Here is a 15,609-nt window from a genome sequence, read left to right as displayed (position 1 = left end):
TGGGTTTGTCAATTGCTTTATCATATCTATGCTGGATATTCTCATGCGAAATCCATGGCCTGCTGTGATGGTTTAATCTAATATAGTGAGACCAGCTCTTAGCTTGAGGTTCGGTGAGGCGCTAACTATATGGATATAGGCCTAACATTTATAAGTGAGATAAGGAAAAAAAGGTGATAATATGTTGGATAAATTTGTATCTCTTTCTGAACGAATCCTGGTTGGGGGTGCGAGGATAGAGATTGGCTGTGGCTTTCTATGCCTTGTTGATTGCACAATAGGATTTACGGGTTATGTAACGGAATCAGGATCATCATATCCTGAGTCATATGGTATTTCTTCTGCTGGGCATTGCGGTTCTATCGGACAGTATGTATATCAGCCTGCATGGAGTCTCTTTACGGATAATCATGTGGCTACAATATCTAAGGATGAAGATACAAATATAGATGGGCTATATGCTGTGAAACGAGATAACGTTGATATAACTAATAAGGTGCTTAAATGCTCTTCCACAGGCTATGCTCGCGTAGTGGGTTTGCTAAGCTTTTCAGAGGTGAAACAGAGACTCGATCAAAATAACTATATTCCTGTATCTAAATATGGGTCAGCTACTTGGGAAAGTGGTGGTTATATAACACGCTATTACTATAGCATTAGCATTTCTATAGAAGGAAAGGGCTATGTAACTTACTATTATCAACTGGTAATAGAAGGGATGAAGGCTGATAAGGGTGATAGTGGATCCCCTGTCTATGAGGATCCCTACGTATATCGGTGCACGAATTTTGAGCCTAATGTTAGAGCAGCAGGGATCCTCTGGGGAGGTAACTCTACCCATGTATTTGCAACCTCTATTGACGGCCTTAAATACTATATTGGGTTTGTCCCTCTCACTGGGTGATCTATATGAGATCTTCTAGTGTTATGGCTATAACTCTCTTCTTAGTCTTTTTAGTGGTTGAGGTCTCATCACCGCTAGCCCAGGTTATGCTGGTTCATGGTGGTGTGCCTTCTCCTGGGCTTATATCTGAGGTTGCTCCTGGTGTTTTCCTCTATATAGATCCTGAGCCTATGGCCTATTATAGGGATGGCTGTGGTTATGTGCCTATATACCACTATATCTTAGCTCCATACGATCCCCTTTATAGCCCGTATGAGAGGGCTATATTTGGAGGCTCTGGAGAGGTATCGAGTCCCCAGGGCTTGCCCCCTGCTGGCAGTGCTGGTAATCTACTCTATGTCTTGGATGATGTTGATAGGGTGATGTCTAGTGTAAATATAACTTATAGAGGTCTCCAAATCCTTAACACGATATCGAATCCTGTGGCGGTTGTAATGATCTCTGATCGGGATTTGGAGAAGGCTCTGAATATAAGTGGGAGCCTAAGCGCTATTCTCACGGCACATGGCTTGAAGCTATATATTCGAGCGGTATCTCCAGAGACATTTGATGTGGATAGATTTATGGAGTGGAACATGGATCACCAGAGGGCTTTAGAGAATACCTTGAGAGAATATAGCGCTAAGCTGGGGAGGAACCTAAGCGTAAGCCTCGGAGATGCTGTGGGCAGGCTTCCAATTATATCGATAGTCTATACAGATGATAAAGGCGATCTATCTCTAGACCAGATAACCGAGCTAGGCATCCAACTCGCAAAAGCTATAAGAGAGGTCTCCGGATGCAAACTCTTCGCAATAGAGTACTCGGGGCCTGCAATAAAGGCTAGAGCGTTGGAGCCCATCATAGACTATAGACCATATGCATTCACAGCAGCAGTAACCATAGCTATTCTAACCAGCATCTACATAATCAGCAGAAGGCATAGACCCTAACACCAGAACATAGAAAGCTAATAAACATCACCTCAATAGTGAAGCCTCGCCCTTCAGGGCGGGGAGGAGGTCAGATTACATTCTGAGCCCATATTCACACTCTATTTCCTTGGCCAGCTATAAATTTACTCTCTATATAATAACGAGGAATGAGGATCGGCAAGAGATAGAGGCCTCTGCTCCCTAGATAAGTACCTTAGATCTTAAGATCTTAATTCACACGCTTGTAACATGTACCATAGCAATTAATTATAAATTACTCCGAATACTTTGAAGGAACCTACATAAAAGTGTGTTGAATGCTAATATATTTATAATGCTTCTATCGAAAAGAGGTATCCTTTTAAATACTCTTGGAGTCATGGCTATGTCTATAAATATGTATTACTGTAAATTTATAGTGGGTGCTTTAGAGGTTATGCTGGTACTTGCTATTACAAGGTTGGTTGATATCATAGAACAACTATTCCTCGTGAGATTAGAAAGTTCTTGGGGATCGATGAGAACGATGAAATAGAATGGGTCTTCGAGGGTAAGAAGGTGGTTATCAAGAAGAAGGGTGAAAAACATGGTTGAAAGGATTACTAAGTATAGTTTATATCTACCTTTATTGAAAAGACTCAAGGATGTTGGTAGACAAAATAGAGTAGAGATCCCAGAAATACAGAAACTAGAAACTTCTGTTCAGAGAGTTAGCCATAAACTACTTGTACAAATCGATATCAATAGGGTGTCTAAACTAGTAAAAGACCTTGTTAAGTCTTACCCCATAACCATACGGGGGTTTAGCAACACATTCAAATATATGTGGGAATATTGGGAGAATAAGCTTAAGAACACAGGATGGAACAGTACTATGTGGCAAAAGTTCTTTAGAGTATTTAAATTAGACACAGATTACTTTATAAAGCTCGTCTTCCATCCCATAAGCTTTTTAAAAGGGTATAGAGAATTTAGGAAGAGGTTTTCTGTGGAGGAGCCAAGAGCATGAAAGATAAGGTACTTAAGTTGTTAGGTATGGAATATTTTGATGTGGACAATATAAACAAGGCATATAGAATATTAGTTGACTCCTTAGCGTACATCATTAGTGCTATAGGTTTTAAACCCACTGTTGAAGGTGTGATGGAGATCTTAGGCAGGATCGGTATAAGTGTGGATGGGAGCATTGCACAGGGTATGGTTCGCGATATCGAAGAGCGGCTGGGTAAGGTCTCCTACGAAACCATGAAATTGTATCAATATGAAGTGCCACGGCTTTTATCCTCAGAGGCGAGGAAGAGGTTGGCGGCATACTATACAGGGCCTCTAGGTGCGGAGATCATGGGTGTCCTGACCAGCGAGTTCATCAAGAAGACTGGGAGGAATAATGTTGTTATCGCGGATCCCTTTATGGGGACAGCTGTTACATTAACCGAGGCTATTAGAAGCGTGGGTGTCCATAGGATAAAGCTTGTGTGGGGTGTAGAGAAGCACCCGCTTGCCTGTGTTGTGGCCTATGCCTCACTACTAGGGGTATGTGGTGGTATAGATAATATTATAAATATAAAATGCGGTGATTCCTTTGAAATCATCTGGGGGGGCGCTGCTACCTTAGATAGGTTTTTTAGAGGAAGTAGTGTCTATAGCGCTGACGTGATATTAACCAACCCCCCTTTCACTAGGTGGGAGGAGCTGGGTGAGGGTTACAGGGAATTTCTTAGAGGAGCGGTTGCCTCGACAGGGTACATAAGGTATATAAACAGGATGCAAGTTAACCTCCAAGCTCTGTCTCTCTTCCTAATAGACACAGTACTTAGGGAGGGAGGGCTGCTAGTAGCCGTCTTACCGGCCTCTACTTTCTATACAATCTACGGCCAAGGGGTGAAGACCTTGCTGCGTGAGAGGTACAGTGTAGCCGCCTTAATACAGAGGACCTCACCTACGTTCTCTATAGACAGTGGGTTCAAGGAGGTTATCCTCGTAGCTATTAAAGGCCAGGGTCGCCGTGGCAGGACAGCGTTTATAACGATAGAGGACGGGAAGCCCCTCAATATATCGGCTCTGGCGGGGCACATACTGGGGGTAGGCCCTGGTTATGGGGTACACGGCTACAGGGTTAGCCTTGTAGACCTATATGGGCTACCCCATATCCTGGACATGAACTGGCTATTATTGTTCGAGGAGGGTAGGGTGAGGGAGTTAATAGTAGACGTTATACTTAGCGGTCTTAAGGAGGGAACTCTAGTTCTTTGGAAAGATATACTCGGTGGGCAGAGCATAGTGCGTGGTGTCGAAATGTATGGCCCAGATTTCTTCCTCCTACCAAATAGGTACTGGGTTATAGGGAAGGGTTACAGGGATAGGGTCGTGATACGGAATGTATATACGGGGGAGGAGCTTGAAATATATAAGGAGTACCTGCTACCCTCTCTAAGGAGACCAGGGTTATATGTAAACAAGATCGTTGTCGAGCCAGACCACTACCTCGTATCAATACCTCCTAGAGACCCCGGATCTCTCCCGAAGGATATACTTAGATATATCGAGTGGGGTGTTAAAGCAGCCACAGCTACTCCAGCCATCAGGTCATTCGGTAGGTACTGGTATGCCCATATCTACAGGCAGGTACAGTCAAAGAAGCCCTTTGGACATCTATTTCTACCTGATAAGGTAGATGCGGCCTTCAGAGACAGGGGTGTCTTCGCTTTCACAAGTTTAGAGAAAACCACAGCCACAAAGAATTTCTACATAATGGTGGACAGTGTTCAGCACGCGCCCATCTTGGCCCTGTGGTTCAATAGCTCACTCTTTCTACTGTTACTCATCTATGGTAGTAGAAAGATAAGTGAGACCTGGACTAGGTTTCTAGAAAACGACTATTTAAATATGCCCATTCCTAATCCGAGAATAGCGGGAAACCATCTAGAGAGGGCATCAGCTCTCATAAATTCGCTCAAGGACTTTACCTTCCCTCCACTAAAATATCAGCTTTATAAAGATTACCGTCGTGAGATAGACGAGCTTGTAGCTGAGATATTAGGATTACGTGATTCTAAAGGTTTTGTTGAAAGGTTACACAGTTTTCTAGCTGAGATATTATAAGTGCGATTCCTTATTTTATTAGATACGCTGGAAGAGAGGAGAAACCAATTGTCTTATGCAGCTAGGAAGGGTTTTAGTATCGAAAGACTCATCGTAAATCATATAAATAATAAGACTGGTGTGGGGAGTAAACTCATAGAGTGTATAAGCAGTATTCTGAACGTCTCGTGCAGGAAATATTCTGCTGAACAGCTTTACAGAAAGAAGGCAGATTTAAAAATTATATGTGATGATAATGAGATTCTAGTATCTGTAAAATCTTATAACCCCGAAGCAGATTATAATCATGTTGAGCGTAAATTCGTTGAAGAATATAGGAGAAGATGGGGAATTCCTGAAAATGTATATGTAGCATTAAAGATGTATGTGGGAGAGGTAAATCGAGACGGTAAGCCTATATCTCAAGATGAGATTAGAAGAGAAGCAGAAAGCATTTCGATAGATGACTTCATTAATGAGGCCCAACAAAGAGTCGAGCAAGGTCTACTTTCGCAAAGTGAATATGAAAGCATTCATAATGAAGTGAAAAAGAAGGGTATCACACCTGGTCTTCTAGGAAAGATGAGAAGAATAAGGTTTGATAAGCTAAGAAATTATCAAGACATCATAGAATGGTTTCGTAGAATGAAAAATGATATAATACGTGATGTTCTCATAGATAACGAGCCTATAAAAATTTTCATTGTTGTAGAAAGGAGCGTCTATGAAAATCTAGAGAAACTATGTTACTACGTTGCAAAATCTGATAAGGTGATAGAGGTATACTCTCAAGGTGATGTAAGAATTACAGGCGAAGGAAACTTGCTAATCGGTGAAGTTGAACTACAAAGGAAGGGAGGCGATAGGTGGAGAGGTGAAAAATGGGAAGACGTAGTTGCTAATCAGTTACAGTTCAAGATACGCCCTTCGAAGATTCGTGAGATAGCGGAATTTGTAGCATGCGAGGAACTTAAGAAAAGGGACATAATTACATTAAATAAATTCTTTAAGAAAGGTTAAAATACTTTAATTATATCATCTATAAGGCATTTTATATTATATTATTATTTATATACGTGATATTAATGAGTAATTATCTTAGAAAAATAGTTTGAGCTTATTGCGGTTAACAGTGAACAAAAACGAGAGAAAGAGTTTTCTATATTATCTATACCGATCCTTCCAACATTGATCCCAAGACCTATGCCAAGGCTGAGCTTAAGAAGATTAAGGTTAGGAGGGAAAAGTCTGGTTGCGAAACTTGCTAGAAAGGGTATAAATAGTTTAAAGGATTAATATTTGAAAAAGATTTCTAGAGCCATTATACCAGCCGTTCTAGTAGGTGCTGTAGTCGTTATAGTTGTTTGAACTACTGCACTAATGTGAATAAGTATAGTTGAAATGAGACATACACATTCCGAATAAATAATATTGTTGGGTATATAATATCATAGTTATCGAAGCATACATTAGGTAAACAACAATTAGGAAAATTAGTGCACATAAAATAATCTTAGGGCTTATTATAGGCTCACAATCATTGTATCAAGACTTTACTCAGATAAGCTTTCCGAAGCCTTTTTAACTATTGTAGCCAGGAAGCGTAAAAAACTTCACAAAGTTAGCAGTCCGAGCTATAGGGCTCTTACTGCGCTTGTTATAGCTAGAAGGCTTATAGAAAAGTATGGGGGAAGGCATATCATGGTTCATGGAGGCTATGAGAATCCAACAACGAGGGAGGCTGCCTTAGAAGATCTTGCGTTCCTTAAGGATGTTTTAAGGAGGTTGTTTGAGTGGGTTGAAAATGCTTGAGAGTTTCCTTGCCCAAATACTATCTGACGTATACCGCCGTCCCCGAATGCTGCTACATTTAACGATAGTGTTTATAGCGCTCATACTTCTCGAATACACTGGGATACACCTACCGCTAAGCATTGTAGATGCTATAGGCTTAGGAAATATTGTTTCTCAGGAAAGAGGAGTATTAATAGCTGTAGATCTAGCTATCGCGTTAACTGCTTTGTTCATATACTTAGCCTTGGTGGCAGTTCTCTTCTCAAGTATTAACAAAGCCCTAAATAAAGCTTTCGAGCACTTAGATCTAAAGGATTCACTTAGCACTATAAACAAGTTGAGGAACTCGTGCTTCGTAGAAGACATAGTGCCAGCTGATAGATCTGGGAAGAGAAGATGGGGTAGCTTGATACTGTTGTCATTGTTCTCGGTAGCTGTCATCTTATCATATTATCTCTCAATCACATTCTTCTTATTTGCCCTAAATGATTGGCTTAGTTCTATGGGTATTCCCTTACTGTCGTTTCTCTCTTCATCGAAACATATTGTGTTTCTTACAATAGTAATTTTAATCTTGATAACCGCTACATTAATGCTGGTAATATCTTTACAGTGGGGATTAAATACGAGAGACGAAGGAAGTAAGGATGTGTTTGAGGAATGGTTTGAGGATCTCATTCACAAATATCTCTCTAGGAACTGCATTGGTAAACCCGGATCTGTTATTTTAACGAGTTTAACACCTTTAGTCCCCAAGCATAGAATGCCTTACCTAAGGTATTTTCCATTAGTAATTCAGCGCAGTTTAGCTGAAGCAGGGTTTAAGCGCCTCGTTAGCTCTAATAATTCCCAATATTCGATAGAGAACCCTAAGGCATTCATAGATTGTATTGCTAAGTCCCTAGATATGGAGAAGCTTAAGGAAGGAGTATTCAAGAATCTTTGTACCGATAAACTATATATGAATGTAGATAAGAAGAAATTCCTCGGTATATTAGTTGCTTTCACCACCCCCGTAACTGTTAGTCAAAAGCATCCTTTAAGACACTTATCAGGGTATAGAGTTATCATGCCTGCGAATCATAAGGAAGAGCGTACCTACATAGCTATACTTGCAACAGATCCTTCAGCCGCAGAATTCATAACTAGATTAATTACAGGCTAATTTCACACACCTTAAGGAGCAGTACTTCCTTGAAGGTATCTAAGATTACCGGCTTCGAGGTTTCTGATGGGGGATGCGCCTCTCTTCAAAAGAAGGAGACTCTAGCAATATTTGGGAGATAAAGAGGTTTAGATTAGAATTTCTGAAACAACCTTAATTAATAGTTTTAGCTTTCCCGCACGTGAAGAAGTGATATTCTTAGCTTCTTCCTGATTTCCTCACTCATTTTCTTGAGTATATTTTCGAGAGATGAACATCGCTAGCTCTATTTCTCTCTCAAGAGTCTCCCCTCGGGGTTCTAGTACGAATCTTGTGTAGAGCTTACCATCTTCTGTTACGTGGAATAATATGTGGGGGTATTCGATCTTCTTAGCTGATACTAGCGTTAGCCCATACTTTTCCAGCACAGGTCTTAGAACTCTAGCTGCATCACTTATCACATAAACCTTGTGCCCTTTTCCTAGTCATCTCAACAATCTGCTTAGCTAAAGCCTCAACAAACTCACCATCGTCTCGAACCTAAACACGTTTCTCATAACCTTCCAGAACTCAAGGGATCTAAAGTTCTTTAGAGATATTCTGAAAAAGCTATTTAAAGTAGACTAGGTATTCTGGCTACTCGCCCTTCTCCATCACGATCACCTTTACCTTTCTACCATGAAGCTCCTAAGCGATGCTGATCAATATTATCTAAAATATCTGGAGCTATTGAATATACAAACCCTGTAGAGCTGGAGCATTAAAAGGCTAGATATTTCCGTGTTGGATAAATTTATCCTCCATATATCTTGTATTGGGTAATTCCCTAACAGAGAACCTGGAATAGCCTCTCTAAATGGTAATTCTCAAGTTCCTATAAAGCAGTTGGAAGCCTTTTAAGAGATCAATACAATAAAATTGATCGTCTATAAAGACCTTAGAGACACTTTAAAAGGGCCCCTTTTAAACCAGGCATAATCTCTATACCTGTTAGGGAATTCCCTAGCAGGAAATCTAGAAGGGCCCCTTTTCAAATCCTCGAGGCCGAATATACCTAGCTACTGCTAAAGGGGTATTGGAGTTTAGAACATTTTCCAAACATGGTACTATGATATTAGCTCAATTTAAAAGGGAGCCCTTTAAACGCGGTGCTTGAAGAAAACTTTCCAAAGGCCAGGCAGGTTTTTTCTTAAGGTGTTAGGAAGGGGTTTACTAAGGCCGGCCTTAGTAAACCCCTTCCTAACACCTTAAGGTATCTTAAGGGCCTTAGGTTTAGAGGTGATCAGCCCAAGGTATAATCCCATAGAAACTCTATCTGACTTTTGAAAGGGCTCTCTTCAAACATAGCGTTAAAAGGGATTGGGCTGCCGTTTCCACCCAAAGGTAGCTATGTGATAAGCAATATATTATTTTGAGAGCATGTTCTATGGCTATTATCACCTTGGATAAAATATTGATGATAGATGATGTTGAGGTGGGGTCGCAGGGATTATCTGAAATTCCTTGCTGGTCTTGGTCTGGGGGCTGTTGTTGCTGAGGTGTATGAGAGGCTATATAGCATCCCTCTTCTGGAGAGGGCTTTTAGGGCTGAGATAAGCTATTGGATCAACGAGTATAACTCTGCGAGGGAGGAGCTAGAGTCTCTGAAGAGGAGGCTGGCTATGCTTGAGGATGATGTTCATAGGCTGAGTAGCACTGTTGAGTATCTAGATGGGCTTGAGAGGGAGTCTCTCTCAGCTATCTCTATCTATCGCCAGAGGATGCTAGATGCTATAGAGGGTTTGAGGAGGGCTGTTGAGAGGTATAGACTTCTGCTTGGTGATGATAGGGTTGCGTTTGAAAGATCTGTTCTAGGGGTTCTAGAGGATCTGAGGGATGCGGAGGATAGCCTCTATAGGCTTGCCAGGTATTTCCCATTGATCTCTGATCTGAGATGGATCCCTGCTAAGATCGTCAACGATAAGATCTATGATGTCGAGGTTATCTTCGAGGTGATCAGCCCTTTGAACTCCCTCTCAGAGGCTGTGGTTAGCCTGATCCCTGTTGAGTATAGATATATGGTTGAGAGATATGGCATGGGGGAGGAGGACTACCACAGGGTATTCCCAAGGGAGGAGGTTAGAAGAGCTAGGCTCAGCCCCAAAGGCCTTGAGAGGGAGGTATTCAGCACAGTCTTCAAGAACCTAGCTGGTGGGAGGGAGTATAGGATAGTAGTATCTGTTAAAGACACAGCCGGCAACACCAGGGTAGCAGAGGTTAGGACACCATATATCAGGGGTTATGAGAACCTATCGAGAGAGGCTCTAGAGCTGGGTATAAGGGTGGGTGCATATTACTATCCATGGTACGGCGCTAATCCCGTAAGACACTGGGATCAGGGTTATAGGGGGAGGCCTCTACTCGGTAGATATGATTCCAGAGACGAAGTTGTGGTTAACAAACATATAGACTGGGCAACGGGGCATGGGATAGGCTTCTTCATAATAAGCTGGTGGGGGGTGGATAGCTATGAGGATCACGTTATAGCTGATATCTTCATGAGAAGCCAGCTGGCAGGGGATATCAAATTCGCAATCCTATATGAATCCCTTGGAAGGCTGAGATGGTCTGGAGATAATGATATCGCCATAGATCTAGATGATCCCGTGAATAGGGAGATATTAAAGCAGGATCTAAGGTATTTGGGGGATAGATATTTCAAAAACGAGAACTACCTGAGGATCAAGGGTAGACCGGCTATCTTCATATATCTATCGAGGATCTTTAGAGGAAATATCTCGGAGGTGATAAGCGATATAAGAGAGGAGCTGGGGAACAACATATATATAGTAGGCGATATAGCCTACTGGCAGAACCCATACGACGAGAAAACGATAGAGCAGTGCAAACCCTACGACGCGATAACCTCATATAATATGCATATAAACAACAAGGAGATCCTCGATAGCTTCGAAAACAACCTAGAGAAGAAATACTCAGAATGGCTAGCCATATCAAAGAAGCTGGGCAAGGGCTTCATACCATCAGCAATACCAGGCTTCGACGATAGAGAGGTGAGGAGAGGAAACCTCCCACTCCCAAAATCGCCGGAGAGGTTTAAGCAACAGCTAGAGATAGCATATAGATATATGGATAGCAATCTAAGGATCATAACAATCACATCATTCAACGAATGGCACGAATACACATATATAGAACCCAGCGCTGAAGACAACTTCGAATATCTAGAGATAACGAGAGACTTCCTCCACAGCATTAATCTCAAATAATATTATAGTATTTAACATCGATTAAACTAATCCCAGCTATCGATCTTATAAGTTACAGAATTCATCTGCAGAGACCACGTTTATACCGTATTTCTCCCTTAAAACCCTAGCCAGGTTTTCATCAGCCAACCTTGTATCGATATTAGCGACCAAGAGTATCTTATCCCTACTCTGCAATGCAAATGAAGCCACATCTATATCCTTCCTCGGTACTTCATCAAGTTTTCTAAGAACCCCTACATATCTTATCTTCCCCTTCTACGTCCTCATATGGTTAAGCAGTCTCACTATCTCATAAGCTCTATGCCTATTACAATCCTTACAGTTCTCTAATTTATTAACTATATCTCTAAGGAACTCCTCACTCGCCACCATTGTATGGCATTTAATGAATATTTTCTGTATAGCTATTATAGAGTAGGTTGAAGCCTCTATAGGAGGTTTATTCATCTCAGCAGCGGTGTAGAAAACATTTCTATCCACCGCTGATTCTAGCTTCAAGGTATTCTCTAAGCATTTCAGCGGAGATGTATCTCATTCCTCGAGATATATGGTGTCACAACTGAAAGCCTCGCCTCTTTAGGGAGGAGAGGAAATTAGAGGGTTCTAAAGAGTTAGGTTTAGAGGTTTATGAATGTTTAAAAATTATTAATTATGGTTTTATCACAACTCTTCCTAGGACTTCTCCTCGTCTTAGCCTCTCTAGTTCGTTATTTATCTGTGATAGATCAGCTACTCTATCTATTATAATTTTTATCTTTCCCTCGGATACTAATCTAACAGCTTCTATAAGTTCTTCTAGGGTATTTCCTACAGATGCTGTTATCACAGCCTCTCTAACTACTAGATCTAATGGGTTTATCTCTAGTCTATCTGATGTATAGCCTATAAATACTAGTCTGCCTTTGCGTGCAAGCATTTTTAGAGAGTTGTTCATCGATTCCTTTGTACCTACTAGCTCGTAGATAATACCAGCTCCTCTATTTCCTGTTATTTCTAATACTTTTTTCACGGCATCTTCATATCTAGCGTTGATGATATAATCAGCTCCTAGGGTTCTGGCTAGCTTGAGTTTTGCATCACTCCTACTCACAGCTATAACCTTAGCGCCGGCAAGTTTATTATACTGTATTAATGCTAGTCCAACACCGCCGACACCGTAGACTACGACATAGTCGTTGATAGATGGCATGGCCTTCCGAGTTGCATGTATAGCTGTAGTAACGCTACAACCTATAGGTGCGGCTTCCTCAAACTTTATATTATCAGGTAGTCTCACAACATTCCTCGATGGGGCCTTGATATACTCAGCAAAACCGCCATCACTTATAAAGCCATATTCAGCCCTAGGATTCTCACATAGATTCTCCTCCCCTCTCAAGCAGAATCTACATTTGCCACAGCCTACATAGTAATAAACTATAACTCTATCTCCAACATTAACATCAGCAACACCAGAACCTATTTCCTCAATAACACCTGCAATTTCATGTCCCAGAGTTATTGGTATAACACCTAGATTCAAAATCCCATCTAGAAAGTGAAGCTCGGTATGGCATATTCCAGCAGCTTTAACCCTAACCAGAACCTCACCAGGGCCGGGGATAGGTCTTGGGAGATCCTCTATGACTAAGGGTTTATGGGGTCCATAAAACCTCGCAGCCCTCATCATAATCACCGCTCCATGGTTTTTCATCGGTCTGTCTCTAACCTGATTTTTATAAGCATTTCTATAGATTATTTATAGCTATTTGCAGAGACTTATTTATGTAAAGCATGTCTCTATAGATCATGGAGCTAGAGGTATCTAGATAGCTATTCACGATATTAGTAACTAGTTATTAACCTATTATAGGCGTTGGTTTGTGCCTGTTAGGGATGAGGTTGTTAACTGGCTTGATGGTGCGAGGGCTGATCTGAGGCATGCTAGGAAGAGTATCGAGATGGGTGATTATAGCTGGGCCTGCTTCGCTTCTCAGCAGGCTGTTGAGAAGGCTTTGAAGGCTCTGATAATACATATGTTTGGTGAATATGCTAGGGGTCATGATCTTGTTAAGCTATATCGTAGGGTTAGGCCCCATGTTGGTTTCAGCATCAACGAGGGTTTATTGGCTAGGCTATCCTCCTACTATACGATTGCCAGATATCCAAATGCCGGTGTTGAGAGGCCTTATGAGGAGATTGGCGAGGACCAGGCTAGGGAGGCTGTTGAGATAGCTGAGGTGGTTATCAATGAGGTCTCAAAGGCTATTGGAGATCCGTAGAAGAGTTATCGAGACACTTGAAAGACTCGCTAGCGAGATAAACGCCACCATATATCTTTTTGGGAGCTATGCTAGGGGTGATCATATGGTTGATAGCGATGTAGACATAGTTATTGTCTCAGAAATCTTCAGAGGCATGGGATATGCTGATAGAGTCGCACTCGTTAGAACCAAGCTACCAGCTGATCTAAGCTTCGACATAATCCCACTAACCCCTGAGGAGTTTAGTAGCAGACTTGACAGGGCCTTCTACAGGGAGATATCGAGGTACTGGATCGAGATTAAGCCTCGTATAAGCACTTCCAATTCCATAGTAGATCATCACAGAGGCTGATGAGGACTTCTACTGCTTTCAATTCTATAGTAGATCATCTAGTATTAGGATTTGGCGGAGCGTTAGTGGAGGCGACTCTCAATTCTATAGTAGATCATCCTGATATACTATGAGCGATGATCTACTATAGAATTGAGAGGTTGCTTTGGAAGTTAGAGGCATTAGTCTTATCTTCTTTATGAGGTAGTTATTATTGGTGGTAGGGGATCGGTAGTTATATAACTGTTTCAACGAAGGTTAGGAGAGAGGTTGTTGAGAGGGCTAGGAGACTCGGTATTAACATATCTGAGTTCCTGAGGAGGAAGCTGGAGGAGGAGGTGGAGAGTAGAGAGCTGGAGCTGCTCAGAAGGAGATTAGAGGGGATGAGGGATGTTCTTGAGAAAATCGATATTGATAGGATTGTACGGCATATTAGGGAGGATAGGGAGGCCCGCCTATGAATAAGCTGTTATTCGATGTATCATCACTGTTGAAGGCTCCATCAAACATATAACCTTAGTATCCAAAGCAAAACCGATCTATCATAGAATTGAAAAACCTTAGAATTGAAAAGCGATCGGCGGTGCAGGTATAGATCTTAACATGAATGATCTACTATAGAATTGAAAGGCTATAGCTCTGATCTCAGAGATCATCCCAGCTTCGGTGCGAGCCCCAAGAGGAGATGCGGCGTGTAGGTTGTACCACGATTCTTCATCCAATCCCAATCCGCTGCTGCGGGAGATTCTGTGGCATACCATCTATATCTTGGCGGTCTAGGTGTTATCTAAGCCGGTATTATTAGATCTTCTAGCTCGTCTGGGTAGTGGGTTATGAATTCATATCCGTCTCTTGTGATCACTATTGTGTCTGAGTGTCTGAATCCCCCTAGCCCCTCAACATAGATCCCAGGCTCTACCGTCATTACCATCCCCTCCTCTAACACCCTGTTATCCCCTATGTCGAAGAATGGTGCTTCGTGGTATTCAAGGCCTATTCCGTGGCCTGTGTGGTGTCTCCAATATCTCATAAGATCTTTTTCTTTGAAGAATCTCCTCACATTTCTATCTACATCGCTGCATTTAACACCTGCTTTTATGCTTTCCAGGGCTATTCTTCTAGCCTCCATCATTAGTTTGAAGTATTTCTCCTGCTCCTTAGATGGTTCTCCAACGATCATCGTTCTCTCTAGCTCTGCTCCGTAGCCGCTTATAAGGGCTGTTGCTCCTGTGACTAGCACGTCCCCCTTCTTTATGATTGCATGTATTGTTAGGGAGTGTGGGTAGTATGAGTGCTTCCCAACCTGCCCCCTGAACCCCGCCCTTGCTCCTGCGTTCCAACCCGCTGGTCTATAGATCTCTCTGATGGATCTAGCCATTGCTAGTGTCGCCTCCATACTAGCCCTCATAGAGATCTCATCCTCGTAGAGGCCTGGCCTTGTGTACTCCTGTAGAAGTCTATGGGCTAGGGCTGCCCACTTCGCGCTCTCCCTCAGGAGCTTGATCTCCTCCTCAGACTTGATCATCCTCATATTCTCGATGAGATCCCTCTCATAGCTATAGCTAGCCCTGAGAACCTCGCTAAGCCTAGGCCCTCTATAGCCGAATATATGGGCATATCCATCAACATCATATCCAATCCTCCTCCCCTCAAGCCCTAGCTTCCTCATATACTCAGCTATAACGATCATAGGGTGCTTCTCATCAGGATACTCATCATAGCTATAAACCTGATCAGCATAGGAGTATCTCTGGGCATGCTCATACTCAAGCCTAGGCACAAACAAGATCTTCTCACCACTAGAGAGTATAAGGGCTGCGATAGGCCTCTCAGTAGGTATGTGGAAGAAGTTAGTCGTATAGGCTATATTAGCAGTTGACACCAGGTAGAGGGCGTCCAAACCCCTCCTAGCCATCTCAGAGGTTA

At 42.1% G+C, this 15,609-nt stretch carries 15 protein-coding genes; 10 read left to right on the top strand and 5 right to left on the bottom strand.

Annotated elements, in window-relative coordinates; all coding sequences use genetic code 11:
- Positions 1-181: 181 nt before the first annotated feature.
- The 6 genes from QXE01_03680 to QXE01_03655 all read left to right on the top strand — a co-directional run bounded on the left by QXE01_03680 (position 182) and on the right by QXE01_03655 (position 7,858).
- Complete coding sequence (locus QXE01_03680; protein ID MEM4970334.1) at positions 182-904, top strand: hypothetical protein; 723 nt, start codon at positions 182-184, stop codon at positions 902-904.
- Between the two features lie 5 nt (positions 905-909).
- A complete protein-coding gene (locus QXE01_03675; protein MEM4970333.1) occupies positions 910-1,836 on the top strand; it encodes a hypothetical protein in 927 nt (308 codons plus the stop codon).
- A gap of 568 nt (positions 1,837-2,404) precedes the next feature.
- The gene (locus QXE01_03670) at positions 2,405-2,827 is read left to right on the top strand and encodes a hypothetical protein (GenBank protein ID MEM4970332.1); all 423 of its coding nucleotides are present in this window, start codon (positions 2,405-2,407) and stop codon (positions 2,825-2,827) included.
- Positions 2,824-4,920 (top strand): hypothetical protein, encoded by a 2,097-nt coding sequence (locus QXE01_03665; protein ID MEM4970331.1) that lies wholly within the window; start codon positions 2,824-2,826, stop codon positions 4,918-4,920. The genes QXE01_03670 and QXE01_03665 overlap by 4 nt, the downstream gene beginning before the upstream one ends.
- Before the next feature lie 48 nt (positions 4,921-4,968).
- A complete protein-coding gene (locus QXE01_03660) occupies positions 4,969-5,919 on the top strand; it encodes a hypothetical protein (GenBank protein MEM4970330.1) in 951 nt (316 codons plus the stop codon).
- A gap of 769 nt (positions 5,920-6,688) precedes the next feature.
- On the top strand, positions 6,689-7,858 hold the full coding sequence (locus tag QXE01_03655; protein MEM4970329.1) for a hypothetical protein: 1,170 nt from the start codon (positions 6,689-6,691) through the stop codon (positions 7,856-7,858).
- Between the two features lie 218 nt (positions 7,859-8,076).
- Here the strand turns inward: QXE01_03655 and QXE01_03650 are convergent, their stop codons facing one another.
- Complete coding sequence (locus QXE01_03650; protein ID MEM4970328.1) at positions 8,077-8,298, bottom strand: hypothetical protein; 222 nt, start codon at positions 8,296-8,298, stop codon at positions 8,077-8,079.
- A gap of 1,002 nt (positions 8,299-9,300) precedes the next feature.
- Here QXE01_03650 and QXE01_03645 point away from each other — a divergent pair.
- Positions 9,301-11,106, top strand: coding sequence for a glycoside hydrolase family 99-like domain-containing protein (locus QXE01_03645; GenBank protein ID MEM4970327.1), 1,806 nt, complete (start codon positions 9,301-9,303; stop codon positions 11,104-11,106).
- Positions 11,107-11,151: 45 nt separating this feature from the next.
- Here the strand turns inward: QXE01_03645 and QXE01_03640 are convergent, their stop codons facing one another.
- From QXE01_03640 to QXE01_03630, 3 genes are all read right to left on the bottom strand, one after another.
- Positions 11,152-11,298 (bottom strand): hypothetical protein, encoded by a 147-nt coding sequence (locus QXE01_03640; GenBank protein ID MEM4970326.1) that lies wholly within the window; start codon positions 11,296-11,298, stop codon positions 11,152-11,154.
- A gap of 66 nt (positions 11,299-11,364) precedes the next feature.
- Positions 11,365-11,607 carry a hypothetical protein gene (locus QXE01_03635; GenBank protein ID MEM4970325.1) on the bottom strand — a complete coding sequence of 81 codons (243 nt, stop codon included), beginning with the start codon at positions 11,605-11,607 and terminating at the stop codon, positions 11,365-11,367.
- A gap of 151 nt (positions 11,608-11,758) precedes the next feature.
- Positions 11,759-12,802 carry an alcohol dehydrogenase catalytic domain-containing protein gene (locus QXE01_03630; GenBank protein ID MEM4970324.1) on the bottom strand — a complete coding sequence of 348 codons (1,044 nt, stop codon included), beginning with the start codon at positions 12,800-12,802 and terminating at the stop codon, positions 11,759-11,761.
- 169 nt (positions 12,803-12,971) lie between these two features.
- On the opposite strand from QXE01_03630, the gene QXE01_03625 reads away from it, so the two are divergent.
- From QXE01_03625 to QXE01_03615, 3 genes are all read left to right on the top strand, one after another.
- Positions 12,972-13,370, top strand: coding sequence for a HEPN domain-containing protein (locus QXE01_03625; GenBank protein ID MEM4970323.1), 399 nt, complete (start codon positions 12,972-12,974; stop codon positions 13,368-13,370).
- Positions 13,339-13,704, top strand: a complete 366-nt coding sequence (locus tag QXE01_03620; protein ID MEM4970322.1) for a nucleotidyltransferase domain-containing protein — start codon at positions 13,339-13,341, stop codon at positions 13,702-13,704. Before QXE01_03625 ends, QXE01_03620 begins: the two co-directional genes overlap by 32 nt.
- 206 nt (positions 13,705-13,910) lie before the next feature.
- Positions 13,911-14,144 (top strand): type II toxin-antitoxin system CcdA family antitoxin, encoded by a 234-nt coding sequence (locus QXE01_03615; GenBank protein ID MEM4970321.1) that lies wholly within the window; start codon positions 13,911-13,913, stop codon positions 14,142-14,144.
- Between the two features lie 326 nt (positions 14,145-14,470).
- Here QXE01_03615 and QXE01_03610 read toward each other — a convergent pair.
- A partial coding sequence (locus QXE01_03610) for a Xaa-Pro peptidase family protein (GenBank protein ID MEM4970320.1) occupies positions 14,471-15,609 on the bottom strand: 1,139 nt, incomplete at its 5' end.

The organism is Sulfolobales archaeon (assembly GCA_038897115.1).
Classification (GTDB): domain Archaea; phylum Thermoproteota; class Thermoprotei_A; order Sulfolobales; family AG1; genus AG1.
Note: the sequence above shows the minus strand (reverse complement) of the source record. Positions and strands in the feature narration are given on the sequence as shown.

Bases quoted from the DNA above. Each gene is read 5' to 3' on its own strand.
- QXE01_03680 (MEM4970334.1), top strand. From the start codon at position 182: ATGTTGGATAAATTTGTATCTCTTTCTGAACGAATCCTGGTTGGGGGT.
- QXE01_03675 (MEM4970333.1), top strand. From the start codon at position 910: ATGAGATCTTCTAGTGTTATGGCTATAACTCTCTTCTTAGTCTTTTTA.
- QXE01_03670 (MEM4970332.1), top strand. From the start codon at position 2,405: ATGGTTGAAAGGATTACTAAGTATAGTTTATATCTACCTTTATTGAAA.
- QXE01_03665 (MEM4970331.1), top strand. From the start codon at position 2,824: ATGAAAGATAAGGTACTTAAGTTGTTAGGTATGGAATATTTTGATGTG.
- QXE01_03645 (MEM4970327.1), top strand. From the start codon at position 9,301: ATGATGTTGAGGTGGGGTCGCAGGGATTATCTGAAATTCCTTGCTGGT.
- QXE01_03630 (MEM4970324.1), bottom strand. From the start codon at position 12,802: ATGAAAAACCATGGAGCGGTGATTATGATGAGGGCTGCGAGGTTTTAT.
- QXE01_03620 (MEM4970322.1), top strand. From the start codon at position 13,339: ATGAGGTCTCAAAGGCTATTGGAGATCCGTAGAAGAGTTATCGAGACA.